Source organism: Ruania halotolerans, assembly GCF_021049285.1.
Classification (GTDB): Bacteria; Actinomycetota; Actinomycetes; order Actinomycetales; family Beutenbergiaceae; genus Ruania; species Ruania halotolerans.
Genome location: NZ_CP088017.1, coordinates 1,429,497 through 1,447,706, shown reverse-complemented (window position 1 = coordinate 1,447,706; position 18,210 = coordinate 1,429,497). Strand labels below are relative to the sequence as shown.

Genomic DNA, 18,210 nt, shown 5'->3' with positions numbered 1-18,210 from the left:
GGCGATTATCCCTTGGCGCGCCGGCGCAGCACGAGCACGATCGCACCGATCAGCACCACGGCAGCGACCCCGATCAGGATCGGAACGAGTGGGCCGGCGCCGTCGTCATCATTGGCACCCTCCTCCGGCGCGTCATCGGTCGCGGCGCTGCCTTCACCGTTCTCCTCGGTGGCCGTCTGGTCCGCCAGCTCCTCCGGCGTGGCCCCAGGCGCCTCAGATCCGTCGAAGTAGCGCCAGCCCTCGAAGGTGCCTGGTGCCGGGTCGGACTCGTCAGCGCCTACCTGGTAGCTGGTCCACTCGCCACCGGACTCCGCGTTCCAGTAGGACCAGTAATTGCCGTCGAACTCCTCGGGGCACGGGTCCGGGAGGGAGTTGATCGTGCAGATCATGCCGGGCTGGGAGTCTGCAGGTGTGAACCCAGCGGCCTCGAGCGCCTCGCGACCATTGGCCGGGTCTCCCTCGGCGCACCCGGTCTCGATCTCGCCACCGAGGTCGGTGAAGTCCACCACCACGGTCACGCCTTCGGCACCCTCGCAGGCGTCGGTCACGGGCATGGTCTCCGCCACGGCGGGTGCGCTGAACGCGCCGGCGAGGGACGCCGTCAGCAGGCCTGCCGCGGCAACGGCAGGGAGGGCGATCGTGCGGATCCGTCCGACGGCGGAGCGGGTGCGGGCCATAGTGGTTGCCTTTCTCAGGGGAGCTGCGAAAGGGCGCCCACACCAGCAGTATCCGCTGGGAGCTCGCCACCCGCAGTCCACGACGGGTCGAGGTTCGACGTCCTGGGCAGGTACTCCGACTTGCCTGCGGGCTCACGGTTGCGGGACAGCGCCGGATTCACACCGGCTTCCCCTGCGTCCAGGACTGAATGACCCAGTATGGCGGGTCGTGCCCCGACCGGGCGAACGGTGAGATCGTGACGTATGGGGCAGGCCCGAATCACACCACAACGCGCCCGTCATGGCGGTGCTGAGCCATGCTGGTCCGATGAGGATCTACACGCGCACCGGCGACGACGGAAGCACCGGACGGCTCTACGGCGGTCGCGTTGCCAAGACCGACCCCCTGATGGACACCAGCGGGGACCTGGACGAAGTGGTCGCGTTGCTGGGGGTGGCGCGGGCAGCGGTGCCGGCAGCCGCATCTGTGACGAGAGCAGCACACGCTGATCAGGATCAGCTCGCTGAGATCATCCTCCGACTCCAGCGCGAGTTGTTCGTGGTCGGTGCGGACCTGGCCGTGAACCCAGAGCGGCGGCACAAACTCGAGCCGGGGGTCTCGTTGGTCACCGAGGAGATGGTGGCCGGCTTGGAGTCGCTGATCGACGAGTTGGTCGCCGAGCGCCCGCTGCGCCCGGTGTTCGTGGTGCCCGGTGCGACCCCGCTTGGTGCGGCCCTCGATCATGCCCGAGCGGTGGCGCGGCGTGCGGAACGGCACGCCCTGGCCGCCCGCGAGGCGGGCGGCCAGGTGAGCACCGCCGTCGGGCACTACCTGAATCGGCTCTCGGATCTGTTATTCGTACTCGCCCGGCATGCGGCGGGCGAGACAGACGAACCCACCACCCGCTGACCGGCCACAATCCCACCGGGAGTGAAGTTGCAGGTGGCGTCGGGCCTCAGCGGGTGGAGAACGCCGCGTCGAAGGCAGCCTCCGACGGTTCGTACTTGCTCAGGTTGCGCACGAACTCGAGCGCTTCAGGCGCCCCGACCAGTCGGTCCATGCCGGCGTCCTCCCACTCCACCGAGAGCGGGCCGTCGTAGCCGATGTGGTTGAGCGCGCGGAACGCGTCCTCCCACGGCACGTCCCCGTGACCGGTGGAGATGAAGTCCCACCCGCGGCGCGGGTCGGCCCACGGCAGGTGTGAGGACAACCGGCCGTTGCGGCCGTTGTTGATGCGCACCTTGGTGTCCTTGCAGTGCACGTGGAAGATCTTCTCGGGGAAGTCCAGCAGGAAGCCGACCGGGTCGAGCTGCTGCCAGACCATGTGGCTGGGGTCCCAGTTGATCCCGAAGGACTCCCGGTGCCCGATCGCTTCGAGCGTCTTGACGGTGGTCCAGTAGTCGTAGGCGATCTCGCTGGGGTGCACCTCGAGCGCGAACCGCACGCCCTCTTCCTCGAAGACGTCCAGGATCGGGTTCCACCGGTCGGCGAAGTCGGTGTACCCGGCCTCGACGAGTTCGTCCCGCACCGGCGGGAACATCGCCACGTACTTCCAGATCGCTGAACCGGTGAACCCGGTGACGGTCGTGACCCCGAGACGCTTGGCTGCGCGCGCGGTGTTCTTCATCTCCTCAGCGGCGCGCTGGCGCACACCCTCGGGATCGCCGTCGCCCCAGACCGAGTCCGGGAGGATGTCGCGGTGGCGCTGGTCGATCGGGTCATCGCAGACGGCCTGACCCTTGAGGTGGTTGGAGATGGTCCAGACCTTGAGGTTGTTCTTCTCCAGGATGGCGAGCTTCTCGGCGACATAGGCATCGTCGGTGGCGGCCCGGTTGGGGTCGAGGTGGTCGCCCCAGCAGGCGATCTCGAGGCCGTCATAGCCCCACTCGCCCGCCCGGCGGCACAGTTCCTCGAACGGCATATCGGCCCACTGGCCGGTGAACAGGGTGATCGGTCGTGCCATGGTCTGCTCCTTCGTTTCGGTCTCGGTACCTCAGGCGGGATGGTCAGGCGGGGACGGCGATCCACCCGCTGTGCGCCGTGGAGGACTCCTCGACGGCCGCGAGTACACGCTGTACCCGCAGGCCGTCCGCGAACGACGGTTCGGGCTGGGAGCCCTCGGCGAGCGCGGTGACCAGATCCACCACCTGGTGGGTGAAGCCGTGCTCGTAGCCGAGACCATGGCCGGGGGGCCACCAGGCCGCGATATAGGGATGCTCACCTTCGGTGACCTGGATCGTGCGGAACCCGTTCGTGCGGGCTCCTTCGCGGGCGTCGAAATACTGCAGCTCGTTGAGTCGATCCAGGTCGAAAGCGATCGACCCGTGGGTGCCGTTGATCTCGATGCGCAGCGCGTTCTTACGGCCCCAGGCGAAGCGGGTGGCCTCGAACGTGCCGATCGCCCCGCCGGAGAGGCGCGCCAGCCAGATCGCGGCGTCGTCCACCGTGACCGGGCCGAGCTCGCTGCCCCCGACGCCGGCGATGCCGGCCCGCTCGGTCTCGATCGGGCGCTCCTCGACGAACGTCTCGGTCAGCCCGGACACCCCTGTGATCTGCTCTCCGGTGATGAACTGGACCGCATCGGCGATGTGGGCACCGATGTCGCCCAGCGCCCCGGACCCGGCGACGTCCTTCTGCAGCCGCCACGAGAGCGGGGCCTGCGGGTCGGCGAGCCAGTCCTGCAGGTACTGGGCGCGTACCTGACGGATCTGACCCAGCTCCCCTTCGGCCACCAGCTGACGGGCCAGCTGAATCGCAGGCACGCGCCGGTACGTGAAGCCCACCATCGCCTTCGCCCCGTTCGGGGCCCTCTCGGCAGCGGCGACCATCTGCTCGGCCTCCTCGACCGAGTTCGCCAGCGGCTTCTCGCACAGCACGTGCTTGCCGGCCTCCAGGGCGGCGATGGCGATCTCGGCGTGCGTGTTTCCGGGGGTGCACACATCCACGAGGTCGACGTCGTCCCGTGTGATGGCCGTGCGCCAGTCCGTCTCGGTGTGGGCCCAGCCGAGCTTGGCGGCGGCCGCGTCGAGGTTGTCCTGGTTTCGTCCGCAGATCACATGCTGGACCGGGGTCAGCGGGAGGTCGAAGAAGCGGGGGGCCACTCGCCACCCCTGGGAGTGCGCGGCACCCATGAAGGCGTAGCCGATCATCGCCACGTTCAGTGGCGGACTCTGCGTGGTCATCGGGACAGGTCTCCTCGAAGGGTCGGGCGTCGGTCGGAGTCAGTCATCGTCTGCGAGCGCCCACGAGCCGAGCGCCGTCGGCGGCTCTCGCGTCCATGGATACGACCGTACCCAGACTTTTGTCGGGAGTCGAGCAAAAGTGGTGATCTGGGGCTACGGTGAGACGCAGCGCCGCTCCCTTCCCCGATCCCTGCTGAGCCCGTAGAGGAGCCTCCCGTGCAGCAGCCCACCTCCATCTCCGCGCCCTCGCGGGCCGCGGGCGTGGGCGCCTTGCTGCAACTTCTCCGCGACGGGGGGCCACGAACTCGTGCCGATCTGGTCAACGAGACCGGGATGGGCCGCTCGACGGTGACACTGCGACTCGACGCCTTGCTACGCACCGGTCTGGTCCGCGCCGAAGCGGGGTCTTCGACCGGAGGGCGTCCACCGACGGCCGTTCGGTTCGAACCCAGCGCACGGACGGTGCTAGCCGTGGACGTCGGTGCCGCGCACCTGGCGATAGCGGTCACCGACCTCTCCGGCACGGTGCTCGCCGAGCATCGAGAACCGATCGCGATCGATGAAGGACCGCAGGCTGTGCTTGAGCGGGTGCGTCGAGCGGGCACCACGCTGCTCACAGATCTCGCGCCACATCCACCGTTGGCCGGAGTCGGTGTCGGTCTGCCCGGTCCGGTCGAGCATGCGACGGGCAGGCCGCGAACTCCGCCGATCATGCCGGGCTGGGACGGTGCCGATGTGGCCGGCATCCTCGGGGCGACCTTCGATGTCCCGGTCCTGGTGGACAACGATGTCGATCTGATGGCGCTCGGTGAGCACGCCGAGGTCTACCCGGAGATCGAGCACCTGATGTTCGTGACGATCGCCACCGGGATCGGAGCTGGGATCATCGCCGGCGGTTCGCTCGTGCGGGGCGCCGATGGTGCAGCCGGTGACCTTGGACACATCGCCGTCCCCGGCGGGGCACCGGTGCCGTGCACCTGCGGGAACACCGGGTGCCTGGAGGCCCTGGCCAGTGGTCCAGCGCTCATCCACGCTCTCCGGGCCGCGCAGCGCCCGGTGTCCACAGCGGAGGATGTGCTCGCCCTCGTGGCCGACGGTGATGTGGAGGCCGCCGAACGGATGCGCCTGGCGGGGCAGAATCTCGGCGCCGTACTCGCCGGCTGTGTCAATCTGCTCAACCCGTCAGTGATCGTGATCGGCGGACCGTTCGCCGCTGCCGGGAGTCCATTGTTCACGGGAATCGAGCAGGTGGTGCGGGCCCGGTCACTGCCACTCGCCACCGCCCGGTTACGTGTGGTGCCCAGCCGGACCGAGGGGCGCGCGGGCCTGCTGGGCGCTGCCCGCGCTGTGGCTGATCATGTCCTCGCCCCGGTGGCCGTTGAAGCGATGCCCGAGGTCTAGGAGATACTCACCGGATGATCGACCACACTGACACCGCGTTCGATCTGGACGGCCTACGCTTCCGGATGCTCTCCTCGACTGCCTCCCGGGTTGACCCCGATTCACCCACCGAGTTCACCTACCACCAGCACGGCTCGCTGGTGTGGGGTGAGTACATCGGCGACACCGTGACCGAGGGCCGGTTCGTCGGCGCGCTGCGGGCGCAGGATCTCGACATTTCGTTCGCGCATGCCCTGCGCACCGATGGTTCGGTGGTGCACGGCCGGGCGACGAGCCTGGTCGAGCGACGCCGGGACGGCCTGCTGTACCTGGTGGAGTCCTTTGACGTCGACGGCGTCGCGCACGAGAGCGTGTGCGTCCAGTCCTGAGGAGGCACTGGGCACGACGCGACGGCGGGTCGTCACCCGATCCGGCTGGGACGGTCCGGGTTGGTCCGGGTGTAGCGCATCAGTCCGCGTTCAGCCACGGCTTCCGCACGGGCCGACAGGTCGCTCGGAAGCAGGTAGCCACGGTCGAACACCTCGTCCAGGACCAGGACCGTCTCCACGCTCTTGACCTGCGGGAGAGCAGCGATGACTCCGACGACGAACCCGTGGATGACATTCACGTCGCCACCCCTGATGAGGAGCATCACGTCATGTTCTCCGGTGGTGATCTTGGCGGACTCGATGTCCCGCATCTGTGAGATGACCTCGAGGAAGTCCGGCCAGGTCTGCGGATGCACCGTGACGAAGACGAGCGCGCAAATGCCCAGACCCGCGCGTGCGGGATCGACCTGGGCCGTGTACCCGGTGATCACTCCCGCGCGCGTGAGTGCCTCGACGCGGGCATAGGCGTTGGCACGCGAGATGCCGACCTCCTGGGCCAGTGCAGCAATCGAGATGCGACCGTTATCTCGCAAGACCTCGAGGATGCGATAGCCGATCTCGTCGATCTGAGCGGCCGAACGTCCAGTCGTTGCGCGCTTCTGTGAACTCATTCTGGACATTTTGCCAGTCCATGGTGTGCCATGCGTCACTCTCGTCACTGTCGCCGGTTCTGGTGGACATATAGTGCAGCCGTACGCCCGAAGTCGCTCCACCCGTCCAGGGTGCTTCCTGTCGGAGGATTCTGTGTTCCGTTCGTCCCGCCGCACCGCGATCGCCGTCGGCATCGCAGGAAGTCTCGCTCTGGTCGGCTGCAGCGGTGGCAACACCGCGAACCAAGGCTCCGGAGACGACGGCGAGCCTGCCGTCTCGGACACTCTCGTGATCGACACCGCGTTTTCCTTGGAAACCGGTGATCCCGGCCGCAACTACGTCCCTACTGGGAACATGGTGCTGCACGCCGTCTACGACACGTTGCTCACATTCGAAGGGTCCGACGAGGACGAACCGCTCCCGGCGCTTGCCACGATGGAGCAGAACGACGAGGCGACCGAGTTCACCTTCACCCTCGACGGCGAGCGCACGTTCTCCGATGGCACCCCCGTTGATGCCGACGATGTCGTGTTCTCCCTCACCCGAGTGCAGGGCATGACCGACTCCAAGGCAAACTTCCTGATGAACGGCATCACGGTGGAGAAGGTCGACGATCTCACCGTGCGTCTGGTCACCGAGACCCCATCTCTGCAAGTTCCGGCGATCATGACCAACCCAGCGCTGTCCATTCTCAACTCCGAGGCAGTACAGGCCAATGGCGGCACGAACGGTGCAGATGATGCCGCCGAGGACTTCCTGAACGGACAGTCCGTCGGTTCCGGGCCCTACCTGCTGGACTCACTGGACCTCACCAGTCAGGTCGTGCTGGTGGCCAATCCCGATTACGACGGCGACACGCCCCCGGCCTACGAACGCATCGTCATCCGCAACGTGAGTGAATCAGCGACTCAGCTGATCAACCTCCAGGGCGGCGACTCCCAGCTGGCAGTCGATCTCAACGGAGACCAGGTCGCGGGCCTCGCTGACGAGTTCACAGTCACCTCGGTCCCCTCGGCCCAGACCATCTTCCTGCTGATCAACCAGGACGAGGAGGTCGGTGGTGCCACGGCGAATCCCGAGTTCGCCGAGGCGGTGCGGTACTCCGTGGACACGTCCGAACTTCTCGAATTGGCAGGCGCGGGTGCAGTCTCCGCCACCGGCGTGATCCCGCCGATGTTCCCGGGTTCGCTGGCCGAGCCAATCGCCCCGGACCTGGATCGGGCCGAGCAGGCGCTCACTGCATCTGGATACGACGGCGAGACGCTCCGACTGCAGTTCCCGAACGACTTCCCCGTCGGTGGGGTGGAGTTCACTCCGGTTGCCGAGCGGTTGCAGTCGCAGTTGGAGGCCGCTGGCATCACCGTCGAGCTCGCTCCTGCTCCGTTCGCCACCGAGATCGACCCGTACGTCAACGGTGAGGAAGCCTTCTCCATGTGGTTCTGGGGCCCGGACTTCGCTGACTCCTCCTCGTTCCTGCCGTTCGGTCCGGGAGAGAAGGTGGGGCTGCGAGCCGGCTGGACGGCCGAGGATGCACCCCAGATCGCCGAACTGGTCACCGCAGCGGCCACCGCCACAGACACCGCAGAGCGGGAGCAGGCGATGAGCGCCTATGCCGCCGCGATGCAGGAGGACGGACCGTTCGTGCCGTTGGTGGTGCCCGGGGTGAACCTGGCCGGCGACGGCTCGGTCGCCAACGTCGAGTACAACTCCACCTGGACGCTCGACATCCGGTTGCTCGCGCCGGCGAACTGAGCACGAGAGTGCCCATGACCTCGACGACACCTCGCCGCGCTCGCACACGTTCTCCGCTGACTGGGTATCTGCTGCGCCGGCTCGGAACATCAGTGCTGTTGCTCATCGGGGTCACCCTCGTGACGTTCACTCTCACCACATTGGTGCCCGGGGATCCGATCGCCGCCGCCCTCGGCGAGGGCGCGGCGTCGAATCCGGCGACGGTGGCCGCCTACGTGGAGCGGTACGGGCTGGACCGGTCTTTGCCGGAGCGGTACCTGATCTATCTCGGCAACCTCACCCAAGGTGATCTCGGTACCTCCATCCAGACCGGTAGGCCCGTGCTCGAGGATCTGTCCGTGGCGATCCCGGCGAGCGTGGAGGTAGCGCTCTGCGCGATCGTGCTGAGCCTGGCCGTCGCACTGGCGCTCGGAACGCTGGCAGCACACCGCCGCGGCCGGGTGAGTGATCAGGTGATCCGGGTGGTCTCCCTCATCGGGCTGAGCGTGCCGATGTTCTGGTTGGCAATCATGGCCTACCACCTGTTCTTCCTGCGCCTGGGCATCGCACCCGGATCTGGTCGACTGTCGCCACATCTCAATCCGCCACCGCGGATCACCGGGCTCTACACGATCGATTTCGTACTCAACGGTGATCCGGTGGGCTTCTTCGACGCCGTCGCGCACCTGGCGCTTCCCGTCCTGGTGCTCTCGCTGTTCACGATCGGATTGCTCACCCGGTTTGTCCGCACCAGTGTGCTTGAAGTCCTCGGCAGCGACTACGTGCGAGCAGCGCGAGCCAAAGGCCTTCCCCGCCGGCGGGTGATCGGAGCCTACGTCCTGCGGGGTGCGGCGCTGCCGATCCTGACGGTGGCCGGTGTGGCCTTCGGGATCCTGCTCTCGGGAACTGTCCTGGTCGAAGCGGTCTTTGCATGGCCGGGATTGGGCACCTATGCCTACAACTCGGCGATCGCCCTGGACCTGCCGGGTGTGATGGGTGTGGGGCTTGTCGTCGGCGTGATCTACCTGGTGATCAACTTCGTGGTGGACCTTCTCTACGGCGTGCTGGACCCGAGAGTGAGGTTGGCATGAACGCGAGGAGCCCCCGCGCTCGCATCCCTCTGCTGCGGCGCATCCCGGTCGCCTGGCGCACCCCGCTTGCCGTGGTCGGCGCCGTCATCGCGCTCGGCTGGATCGTCGCCGCGCTTCTCGCCCCATGGATCTCACCTCATGATCCGCTCGCGCAGGATCTCCCCCGACTCCTCCCACCGGGCGCGGAAGGGACACTCCTGGGCACCGACCAGCTCGGCAGGGACACCTTCTCGCGCCTCCTCAGCGGCGCCCGGGTCACCATGCCACTGGCGCTGTTGCTCGTGGTGAGCGCGATGATCATCGGCACCGTCATCGGCGCCATCGCCGGGTATGTCGGCCGTTGGGTGGATGAGGTGCTGATGCGTCTGACCGACCTCGTGATGGCGTTCCCCACGGTGATTCTCGCCATGGTGATCGCTGCCTCGCTCGGGGCATCACTATTCAATGCCGTACTGGCGGGGATCGTGGTCTCATGGCCGCAGTACGCCCGCGTCGTGCGTTCACTGGTGCTCAGCCTGCGGACGCAGAACTACGTGGTGGCCGGCCGACTGCTCGGCCACTCCCCGTGGCGCACGCTCACCTCGGACATTCTGCCCAATGTGGCCGGCCCAGTCCTGGTGCTCGCCTCCCTCGACATCGGCACCGCGATTCTGCTGCTCACCGGACTCTCCTTCCTCGGCCTCGGCGCGCAGCCACCGATGGCGGAGTGGGGTGCGATGATCTCCAGCGCGATGCAGCACATCGATGCATGGTGGCTGGGCGTCTTTCCCGGGTTCGCGATTCTCACGGTGGTGATGGCGTTCAACTTCATCGGCGATTCGTTGCGCGATATCTTCGATCCGCTCGCCTCCGCTGAACGACTGGGAGCAGGACCCGCACCGGAGCGGCACGAGGACACCGCAGACGATGCCGTCGAGACGCCGCAGGTCGAAGGAGGTAAGCCATGAGCGCACTCCGGATCCGGGACCTGCGCATTGCCTTCGGCCGCCGTGGCCGCACCACCGAGGTGGTCTCCGGGATCTCCCTGAATCTCGAGCCCGGCCGGGTCCAGGGACTCGCCGGGGAGTCCGGTTCGGGCAAGACTGTCAGTGGACTCGCCGTGCTGGGCCTGTTGCCGGACACTGCGCACATCTCCGGCTCGATTCAGCTCAACGGTACTGAGCTCGTAGGGATGAGCGAGCGAGAGCTCAATCGAGTACGGGGCGCACAGGTGGCAATGGTGTTCCAGGATCCCTCGGCGAGCCTGCACCCCCAGCTCACCGTGGGCAGTCAGCTCACTGATCACATGCGCACCCACATGCAGGTGACCAAGCGGCAGGCACGCGAGCGCGCGGTGGAGCTACTGGACCGCGTGCAGGTTCCTGAGCCCGAGGGTGCCCTGCGCCGATACCCCCACCAGTTCTCCGGTGGGCAGCGCCAGCGCATCGCCATCGCCCTGGCCCTTGCCTGCGATCCGCAGGTCCTCCTCGCCGACGAGCCCACCACTGCACTGGACGTGACCGTCCAAGCCGGCATCCTGCACCTGCTGCGTGACCTGGCCGCCGAACGCGACCTGGCGGTACTGCTGGTGACTCACGATCTGGGCGTGATGAGCGCCATCGCCGACGATGTGGCGGTGATGCGGCACGGGCGCATCGTGGAGGCAGGCGCGCGAAGTCAGGTGTTCACGGCACCGACCCACCCCTACACGCGCGAACTGCTCGCCTCGATGCCCGAAGCGCATGAGAGCCTGATCGAGGAGGCCCCGTGAGCCAGATCATGAGTAACGTCCTCGATGTACAGAACCTCGTCGTCGAGTACCGCGGCCACACCACGGTGCGGGCAGTGGATGGTCTCTCTTTGACCATCAAAGCCGGCGAGGTGCTTGCTCTCGTGGGTGAGAGTGGGTGCGGAAAGTCATCGACCGCACGCGCCGTGGTGGGAATGGAACGCCCGCACGACGGCGAGATCGCCTTCCGAGGTCGCGCGATGCCACCGCTCGGCTTGCGCCGCCGCCCCGTGGAGCTCACCGCGATCCAGATGGTGTTCCAAGATCCGAACTCCTCGCTCAATCCACGAAAGCGTGTGGGGGCACAGATCGCCGACGGCGTGGCCGCGGCGCAGGCGCGGGGGCTGGCCTCCGACACCCCAGCTGCCTGGATCGCCGCGGTGGGGCTCAATCCGGCCATGGTCTCGCGCTACCCACACCAGCTCTCCGGCGGACAACGTCAGCGGATCGCGATCGCGCGGGCGCTGGCGGCACAACCGAATCTCCTGGTTGCAGATGAGCCGATCTCCGCTCTCGATGCCTCGAGCCAGGCGTCCGTGGCAGCGATGATGCGGCGCCTGTGTCTGGAGGCAGAGGCGGGGATGCTGTTCATCTCCCACGACCTCTCGGTCGTGCGGATCATGGCTGACAGGGTGGCGGTGATGTACCGCGGGAGAATCGTCGAATCCGGCCCGACTGCCACGGTGTGGTCAGACCCGGTGCACCCATACACGCGGGCGCTCCTCGCCGCGATTCCCCATCCGGACGGTCGCGGTGTGCTCCCTGCAGCGCCTGCCGCCGAAGCGCCCGAGGAGTGGCGGCTCGAGCTGCCGGAGGCACTCGAACGGAGCTGACGGCGATGCGAGCCTTCAGAGGTCAGGATCAGCGCAGTCCGTGTGCCTCATGCAGGCCCCGGTAGATCGCCGTGCGCAACTCGATCGCGTACGCCTCCAACTGCGGCATCCCGAGCCGCTCGGCAGCGGCGATCTCCATCTCGACGTCATAGGGAACACGCACGAACTGGACGCCGAACGGATCGGAAGGGCCGCCGTCGGGCACTCCTTCGAGGATCACATAGCTCGCCGTGGGTTCATCGAGCGAGTTGCCGACGCTGCCCACATTCAGCAGAGTGCGCCTCTCGTTGACCGTGAGATAGGCGTCGTGAATGTCCCCGTAGGCCACTACGTCCGGTGTCGGGCCGGGCCCGGTGAGTGCGGTCGTGGCGAACATCGCATCGAACTGTTCGCGCGTGTGCCGGGCGTGCACCCGCGTGTAGACGCTCGTGGCGGAGGCGTGGACGAGGCGGATCGTCCGGCCGCTGAGCCGAAGGTGGTGCGCTAGGGGCAGGGCGCGCAACCAGGCCCGGTCGGCCTCGGTGAGTTCAGCGTGCCACCACGCGGTGTCCTCCGGAGTGTCCGGGCTCTCGGATGCAGGAAGGAAGTCGTCCCAGTTGCCGCGCACGGTGACCGCACAACGCTCCCGGCTGATCTGCACCACTGCCGATCCGCGCGGCCCCTTACCGGCCACATCTCCGAGGTTGAAGATCGTCGAGATTCCGCGACTGTCGACGTCGGCAAGCACGGCCTCGAGTGCGGTGAGATTGCCGTGGATATCGGAGATCAGGGCGACGCGCTGCCATGAGGAGACCACGGCACCAGGGTAGCGACGCTGTCTGGAGAACCACTTTCGCTCAGTCGGTGGCCTCGTGGACCAGGTGCAGGAGGGCGCGGGCATAGGCGTCCTCGGCGACGACGTCGGTGAAGTCGCGGGCCCGTCCATCCGGTTCGGCGGTGCTCACCCGGTAGCCGGACTCGATGCGTTCCATTCGCTGGAACGTGCCGCCGAGCAGGTCACGCAGTTGGTCCTCACGCGGGAGCCACAGGGCGTCATCCTGGTCGATGTTGTCCAGTGCCCACTCGGTGGTGCCGTTGAAATTGAGCACCGTGCCGGTCTCGTAGGTCCGTGGCTCGATCACCATATGCGAGAGGATGAACACCTCCTCGCTGAGCGCCGTTGCCTCGATACGGAATTGGTCACCTGGGGCCGGGTCCCAGCGCAGACCGGCATCGCGCAGGGATCGGGCGAGGGCGTCGCTGATCATCGCCCCACTCTAGGCGAGTGGTCTGGGCGTGCCCGGACCACAGCGCCGGGCAATGGACGGCGGCTCACCGCCCGCCTCAGCCCTCGCCGGCGTCTGCATCACTGTTCCGGTCGGCCACCGCGTCCGGACCGCCTTCGAGCAACCGCGCGAATCCCGCCTCGTCCAGAATCGTGAGCCCGAGGTCTCGTGCCTTGGTCTCCTTCGAGCCGGCGCCCGGCCCGACCACCACGTAATCGGTCTTCTTCGAGACCGACCCTGCCGCCTTCCCCCCGGCGGCGAGGATGGCCTCTTTGGCACCGTCGCGGGTGAAGTTCTCCATCGACCCGGTCACCACAACGGTCAGCCCGGTGAGGACACCGTCGCGCTGGGCGGCGCCCGGGCCCGGGTGGTTCGGGATCTCGAACCGGACCCCGGCCTGACGCCATTGGGTGAGGATCTCCTGATGCCACTCCACGGCCAACCACTGCGTGACCGCGGCAGCGATCGTAGGGCCGACCCCCTCCACCTCGGCGAGTTCATTCTCGCTCGCCCGCTCGATCGCCGTCAGGGATCCGAACCAGTCCGCCAGCGCACGGGCCGCGACCGGGCCGACGTGCCGGATATTCAGGCTGACGAGCTGGCGCCACAGGTCCTTGGTCTTCGCCTTCTCCAGCTCGTCGATGAGAGTTTCCGCCTGCGTGGATGCCACCGTGCGCTCCACCTGGCGGATCCCGGCCTTGCGACGTTCGGCAGCGGTCATGCCCTCCGCCTCCGGTGGGTACTCCCGGACCGTCTTCTGGAAGGGGCGCCGCACCACAGGTTGACCGTCGTCGCCGATCCTCGGTTCACCCGTCTCGGCGTCCCGGACCACCACCTCGATCGGAACGAGTTCGGAGACCGTGAGATCGAACAGGCGCGCCTCGGTCACCAACGGTGGGGTGGCAGGCACTCGCGGTTGAGTGAGCGCCGCCGCCGTGACCTCCCCCAGTGCCTCGATATCGAGCGCCCCGCGGGAACCGATGTGCTCCACCCGGCCACGCACCTGCGCGGGGCAGGACTGGGCGTTCGGACAACGCAGGTCGATATCGCCTTCCTTCATCGCCCGCAACGGCGTACCGCACTCGGGGCACTCGGCGGGCATCACGAACTCACGCTCGGTGCCGTCGCGCAGTTCGATGACCGGGCCGAGGATCTCGGGGATCACATCGCCGGCTTTGCGCAAGACCACGGTGTCCCCGATCAGGACTCCTTTGGCGCGTACCACGTCCTGGTTGTGCAGCGTCGCCTGGCGTACCACGCTACCCGCCACGAGGATCGGCTCCATCACACCGTAGGGCGTGGCCCGCCCGGTGCGCCCCACGCCCACAACGACATCGAGGAGTGTGGTGTGTACCTCCTCCGGTGGGTACTTGTACGCGATCGCCCACCGCGGTGCGCGGCTGGTGGCGCCGAGTTCGTCGTGCAGGGCAAGTTCATCCACCTTCACCACCACACCGTCGATCTCGTGCTCAACGGAGTGCCGGTTCTCACCGTGGCGTTCGACGAAGGCCGCTACGTCCTCGATCGTGGTGCACACCCGCGAGTGCGGGCTCACCGGCAGGCCCCAATCGGAGAGCAGGTCGTAGATCTCGCTCTGGGCCGCCACCGGCGGGCGCGGCCATGCACCGATTCCGTGCACGTATAGCTTCAACGCGGCCACGCGCGCATCCCCGGCTTCGCGCTCGAGACCGGACTTCTTCTCGAGCTGCTGGCGCAGTCCCCCGCTGGCAGCGTTACGAGGGTTGGCGAACGCTGGGAAACGCCGCGCTGCGGCGGCTCGTTCGCGCTGCTCGTCGAACTCGCCGCGGGTGGTAGCCGGGCGAGACTCCCACCGCTGCTGCGCTGCGGCGACCGCCCGTTCCTGGAGTTCGGCCTGCAGGTCGTTCAACTCAGCGAACGCCTGGGTGGGGATGAAGACCTCACCGCGGACCTCCACCAGTGCCGGGTGACCGGTACCGCTGAGGCGCTCCGGGATACCCGGGACCCGTATGGCGTTCACCGTCACGTCTTCACCGGTGCGGCCGTCACCCCGGGTCGCAGCACTGGTGAGCCGGCCATGCTCATAGCGCAGCGAGATGGCCAGCCCGTCGATCTTCAGTTCGCACAGCCAGGCGGGTGCCCGACCGGCCGCGGCGGCGGTCTTCGCCGCCCACTCGGTGAGTTCCTCGGGCGAGAACACGTTGTCCAAACTGAGCATCCGCTCCGCATGATCGACCGGATCGAACAACGCAGACCGGGAGCCGCCCACCACCTGCGTGGGCGAATCCGGAGTACGCAGCTCGGGATGATCCGCTTCGAGCGCCTCCAGCTCGTGGAACAGCTCATCGAAGGCCGCATCGGAGAGCAGTTGAGCATCGCCGCCGTAATACGCCTCGCGGGCCTGGCGGACCTGCGCGGCGAGTTCATCCCAGCGAGACCGGACATCGGCGTCGAGGGTGGCGTCGTCGGTGGAGATGGATGCATCGTTCACGATCCCTATTGTGACCTGACCCCCTGACAACGCCTCTCGACGCCCTCTGTGGTGAGATAGGCGGATGGGCGCGAAGTGCCCGCAGGCGTGCCGAGGGACGAGGCAGGCCAGGCGAGGTACCGCAGCGCACAGGAAGGAAGGGCACGCAGATGAGCGCACCTCCGCCGTCGGGGCAGGCTCCGTACGGACAACCGGTCCACGGAGGACCACCGGACCTCTCGGGCGATCCCCCGGGCCACGGGCGACCCGGCCCTGACCTGGCCAACCCCAACGTCGGCGGCGTGGTCCTGCTGCTCGTCCTCGCATCCTTCGGTTACCTCGTGTGGCACGTGATCCAGTGGACTGAGCCGTTCATCGAGGCCCTGGACGGCTGTGCGCGCACCGGCGAGTCCGAGGTGGCGTGCTTGACCGGGACGGACGCACGTCGGTGGGTATACCTCCCGATCGCCGCCGTCATCACCGCGTGGTCGCTCGCCGCAGGTGCCCGGGTCGAGGGGAAACAGGGACGGCAACGTGGCTTCCTGCTCGCCCTGGCCGGATTCGTCGTCCTCGGTATCAGCGCCTGGGTGAGTGCCTCATGAGCGCCCCCGAGGAGCCGAACTGGACCTTCGACAGCCCCACCGATCCATTCGGCGGTCGCTACCGCGACCAAGGTTCCGCCTCTTTCGCGTTCGGAGGCGGCGGCCCGCGCCGGATCTCCGGAAGCCTGCTCGCCCTCGGCCATCTGCTCGGTTGGCTGGCCGTCGTGGTCCCCGTGCTCCTCCTCGGCCTGGTCGGCGTCACATTCCTGGCGGTCGAGTACGGCTGGGTCCGGCCGCCCGACGCTCCGTCCTTTCCCATCAGTGCGCTGGTGATCGGCGCGATCTTCCTCTCCACGGCGATCACGGCCGGTATCGGCCGGACGCGGGTGCGCCGGCTCACCCCGGTGAGCGGCTTTGCCTGGTTCGTGGTCGCGGCGGCATTCCTCATCGGCGGAACGGCCTGGATGGTCAACGTCCACGGCATCCCGCTCTGACCGCTGAACCAGGACGGCGGCCGTCCAGCCGCTCCGTCCGGTGTGATGGGATGGAGGAATGAGTCGCCGGAAACCTCCTGAGAGTTCCCGGCAACCACCACCTCACGAGCGCGTGGGTCTGCTCTTCACGATCGTGCTCGCCGGACTCGCGATGATCGGGCCGTTCACGATCGACACGGTCTTCCCGGCCTTCGAGCAGATGGGCAGGCAGTTCACCTCGGACACGGCTGCGATGCAGCAGGTGACCAGCCTGTACCTGCTCTCCTTCGCCGTCATGAGCATCTTCCACGGTCCGATCTCGGACGCCGTAGGGCGCAAACCGGTGATGATCGCCGGTCTGCTCGGCTTCACGGTGGCCTCCATCGCATGCGCCCTCGCCCCCGGTCTGCCGGTGCTGCTCGCCGGCCGGTTGCTGCAGGGCGCATTCGCCGGAGCCGCCACGATCGTCAGCCGGGTGGTGATCCGGGACATGTTCTCGGGGTCCGCGGCGCAACGCCTGATGTCGAACGTGATGATGATCTTCTCGATCGCACCCGCGATCGCACCGGTCGTGGGTGGCTGGTTGCTCAGCATCGGGCCGTGGCAGAGCATCTTCTGGTCCATCGCCGGGTACGGGGTGGTCATGGCCGTGCTGGTCGGTGTGGTGCTGCCTGAAACCCTTCCGACGGCGGAGCGTCGCCCGTTGAATGCGCCTTCCGTCGTGCGTGCGGTTCTTCGGGTGGGCAGCCGTGGATCGGTGATCCGGTTAACGTTGGTGACTGCGTGCACGTTCGGGGCGCAGTTCACCTACATCGCTGCCGCGCCGATCATTGTGGTGGATCTGCTCGGGCTGGGTGAGCGGGATTTCTGGGTGCTGTTCGTTCCGCTCATCGGCGGCATCATGGTGGGAGCGTGGATCTCCGGCCGGACGGCCGACCGCGTGCCGCGGCGCCGGCTGATCGACGTGGCCATGACATGTGCCCTGGTGGCGATCGCGGTGAACGTGCTAATCGTGGCGTGGCAGCCCGCGCTGCCGTGGGTGATGCTCGCTCCCCCGCTGGCCGCGACGGCTGTGGGCACGATCTTCCCGGTGCTGAATCTTGAGATCCTCGACCAGGCTCCCGACGACCGCGGCGCTGCGGCATCGCTCGGCGCCTTCGGCACCCTGTTCGCCAACGCTGCTCTCGCGGGGCTGCTCATTCCGCTGGTGTCGGATTCCCTGCTGCATCTGGCGCTGACCAGTCTCGCCTACGCAGTGGTCGCGATGGCGCTGTGGCTGTGGCATCGGTCGAGGCCGGTGGTGATGGAGGCGGCAACGACGTAGCGGCGGGAGCCATTCTCGCTCGGGGCCTATGGTGACGAAGATGAGTACGGACGGCCTATGCTTCAGGGCAGGCGACGATATCCCGCACGAGGACATCGTGGCCATCCTCGGTGATGCTCTCGGCGGTCAGGGTGCCGCACATCATGAGGCGGTACAGCGGCTGGTCGCCACCTCAACGGCCTTTGTGCTCGTGGACGAGACCGGCACCGTGGCCGCGGCAGCAGGCTGCCCGAGCAAGGAGGGATGGACCATACGGGCGATAGCCGTCGTACAGGGCCAGCGAAGGCGCGGCCTAGGTACGGAACTGGTCGAGCGCTTGTCGCTTCTGGTGGACGGTCCGTGGCTGCTCGCTGAGACTGATTCCGACTCTGTCGGTTTCTACCGCGGATGCGGATTCGACGTGACCAACCTTGGCGAGGTATATCCCGGGGTCGAACGGTTTGCCTGCCAACGGCGGATCTGAGCCTTCGTCGAAACCGTCCAACCAATTCCGCGTCTTACGTCCGGGCGATGCCACCCTCACACAGTCTCGACA

19 protein-coding genes and 1 riboswitch are annotated in these 18,210 nt (G+C 67.4%); of the genes, 12 read left to right on the top strand and 7 right to left on the bottom strand.

Going from position 1 to position 18,210, the window contains the following annotated elements:
• Window positions 1–5: 5 nt before the first annotated feature.
• On the bottom strand, window positions 6–677 hold the full coding sequence (locus LQF10_RS06310; RefSeq protein WP_231066631.1) for a hypothetical protein: 672 nt from the start codon (window positions 675–677) through the stop codon (window positions 6–8).
• An 88-nt stretch (window positions 678–765) separates the two neighbouring features.
• A riboswitch (cobalamin riboswitch) is annotated at window positions 766–889 on the bottom strand.
• Between the two features lie 95 nt (window positions 890–984).
• Between LQF10_RS06310 and LQF10_RS06305 the strand changes: the two genes are divergently transcribed.
• Entirely contained in the window at window positions 985–1,566 is a 582-nt protein-coding gene (locus LQF10_RS06305; RefSeq protein ID WP_231066630.1) for a cob(I)yrinic acid a,c-diamide adenosyltransferase, read from the top strand.
• A 46-nt stretch (window positions 1,567–1,612) separates the two neighbouring features.
• Here the strand turns inward: LQF10_RS06305 and LQF10_RS06300 are convergent, their stop codons facing one another.
• Window positions 1,613–2,620, bottom strand: coding sequence for a sugar phosphate isomerase/epimerase family protein (locus LQF10_RS06300; RefSeq protein WP_231066629.1), 1,008 nt, complete (start codon window positions 2,618–2,620; stop codon window positions 1,613–1,615).
• Window positions 2,621–2,663: 43 nt separating this feature from the next.
• Window positions 2,664–3,839: a Gfo/Idh/MocA family protein gene (locus LQF10_RS06295; protein ID WP_231066628.1), complete on the bottom strand. Its 1,176-nt coding sequence runs from the start codon at window positions 3,837–3,839 to the stop codon at window positions 2,664–2,666.
• 216 nt (window positions 3,840–4,055) lie between these two features.
• Here LQF10_RS06295 and LQF10_RS06290 point away from each other — a divergent pair, with 216 nt between their 5' ends.
• Both LQF10_RS06290 and LQF10_RS06285 read left to right on the top strand, forming a co-directional pair.
• On the top strand, window positions 4,056–5,240 hold the full coding sequence (locus tag LQF10_RS06290; RefSeq protein WP_231066627.1) for an ROK family transcriptional regulator: 1,185 nt from the start codon (window positions 4,056–4,058) through the stop codon (window positions 5,238–5,240).
• Window positions 5,241–5,254: 14 nt separating this feature from the next.
• Window positions 5,255–5,608, top strand: coding sequence for an avidin-fold protein (locus LQF10_RS06285; protein WP_231066626.1), 354 nt, complete (start codon window positions 5,255–5,257; stop codon window positions 5,606–5,608).
• 32 nt (window positions 5,609–5,640) lie between these two features.
• Here the strand turns inward: LQF10_RS06285 and LQF10_RS06280 are convergent, their stop codons facing one another.
• Complete coding sequence (locus LQF10_RS06280) at window positions 5,641–6,219, bottom strand: Lrp/AsnC family transcriptional regulator (protein WP_231066625.1); 579 nt, start codon at window positions 6,217–6,219, stop codon at window positions 5,641–5,643.
• 133 nt (window positions 6,220–6,352) lie between these two features.
• Here LQF10_RS06280 and LQF10_RS06275 point away from each other — a divergent pair, with 133 nt between their 5' ends.
• The 5 genes from LQF10_RS06275 to LQF10_RS06255 are packed head-to-tail and all read left to right on the top strand — an operon-like array spanning window position 6,353 to window position 11,622.
• On the top strand, window positions 6,353–7,951 hold the full coding sequence (locus LQF10_RS06275; RefSeq protein ID WP_231066624.1) for an ABC transporter substrate-binding protein: 1,599 nt from the start codon (window positions 6,353–6,355) through the stop codon (window positions 7,949–7,951).
• 14 nt (window positions 7,952–7,965) lie between these two features.
• Complete coding sequence (locus LQF10_RS06270; protein WP_231066623.1) at window positions 7,966–9,021, top strand: ABC transporter permease; 1,056 nt, start codon at window positions 7,966–7,968, stop codon at window positions 9,019–9,021.
• Complete coding sequence (locus LQF10_RS06265; RefSeq protein ID WP_231066622.1) at window positions 9,018–9,968, top strand: ABC transporter permease; 951 nt, start codon at window positions 9,018–9,020, stop codon at window positions 9,966–9,968. The genes LQF10_RS06270 and LQF10_RS06265 overlap by 4 nt, the downstream gene beginning before the upstream one ends.
• Window positions 9,965–10,771, top strand: coding sequence for an ABC transporter ATP-binding protein (locus tag LQF10_RS06260; protein WP_231066621.1), 807 nt, complete (start codon window positions 9,965–9,967; stop codon window positions 10,769–10,771). The genes LQF10_RS06265 and LQF10_RS06260 overlap by 4 nt, the downstream gene beginning before the upstream one ends.
• On the top strand, window positions 10,768–11,622 hold the full coding sequence (locus LQF10_RS06255) for an ABC transporter ATP-binding protein (protein WP_354002634.1): 855 nt from the start codon (window positions 10,768–10,770) through the stop codon (window positions 11,620–11,622). The genes LQF10_RS06260 and LQF10_RS06255 overlap by 4 nt, the downstream gene beginning before the upstream one ends.
• A 28-nt stretch (window positions 11,623–11,650) precedes the next feature.
• Here LQF10_RS06255 and LQF10_RS06250 read toward each other — a convergent pair whose 3' ends face one another.
• The 3 genes from LQF10_RS06250 to ligA all read right to left on the bottom strand — a co-directional run bounded on the left by LQF10_RS06250 (window position 11,651) and on the right by ligA (window position 15,357).
• Complete coding sequence (locus LQF10_RS06250) at window positions 11,651–12,418, bottom strand: metallophosphoesterase family protein (RefSeq protein WP_231066620.1); 768 nt, start codon at window positions 12,416–12,418, stop codon at window positions 11,651–11,653.
• 40 nt (window positions 12,419–12,458) lie between these two features.
• Window positions 12,459–12,869: a pilus assembly protein CpaE gene (locus LQF10_RS06245; RefSeq protein ID WP_231066619.1), complete on the bottom strand. Its 411-nt coding sequence runs from the start codon at window positions 12,867–12,869 to the stop codon at window positions 12,459–12,461.
• Between the two features lie 76 nt (window positions 12,870–12,945).
• On the bottom strand, window positions 12,946–15,357 hold the full coding sequence (gene ligA, locus LQF10_RS06240) for an NAD-dependent DNA ligase LigA (RefSeq protein WP_231066618.1): 2,412 nt from the start codon (window positions 15,355–15,357) through the stop codon (window positions 12,946–12,948).
• Window positions 15,358–15,506: 149 nt separating this feature from the next.
• Here ligA and LQF10_RS06235 point away from each other — a divergent pair, with 149 nt between their 5' ends.
• The 4 genes from LQF10_RS06235 to LQF10_RS06220 all read left to right on the top strand — a co-directional run bounded on the left by LQF10_RS06235 (window position 15,507) and on the right by LQF10_RS06220 (window position 18,138).
• Entirely contained in the window at window positions 15,507–15,938 is a 432-nt protein-coding gene (locus LQF10_RS06235) for a hypothetical protein (RefSeq protein WP_231066617.1), read from the top strand.
• Entirely contained in the window at window positions 15,935–16,372 is a 438-nt protein-coding gene (locus LQF10_RS06230; protein WP_231066616.1) for a hypothetical protein, read from the top strand. Before LQF10_RS06235 ends, LQF10_RS06230 begins: the two co-directional genes overlap by 4 nt.
• 112 nt (window positions 16,373–16,484) lie before the next feature.
• Window positions 16,485–17,675: a multidrug effflux MFS transporter gene (locus LQF10_RS06225; RefSeq protein WP_231066615.1), complete on the top strand. Its 1,191-nt coding sequence runs from the start codon at window positions 16,485–16,487 to the stop codon at window positions 17,673–17,675.
• 40 nt (window positions 17,676–17,715) lie between these two features.
• Window positions 17,716–18,138: a GNAT family N-acetyltransferase gene (locus LQF10_RS06220; RefSeq protein WP_231066614.1), complete on the top strand. Its 423-nt coding sequence runs from the start codon at window positions 17,716–17,718 to the stop codon at window positions 18,136–18,138.
• Window positions 18,139–18,210: the final 72 nt, after the last annotated feature.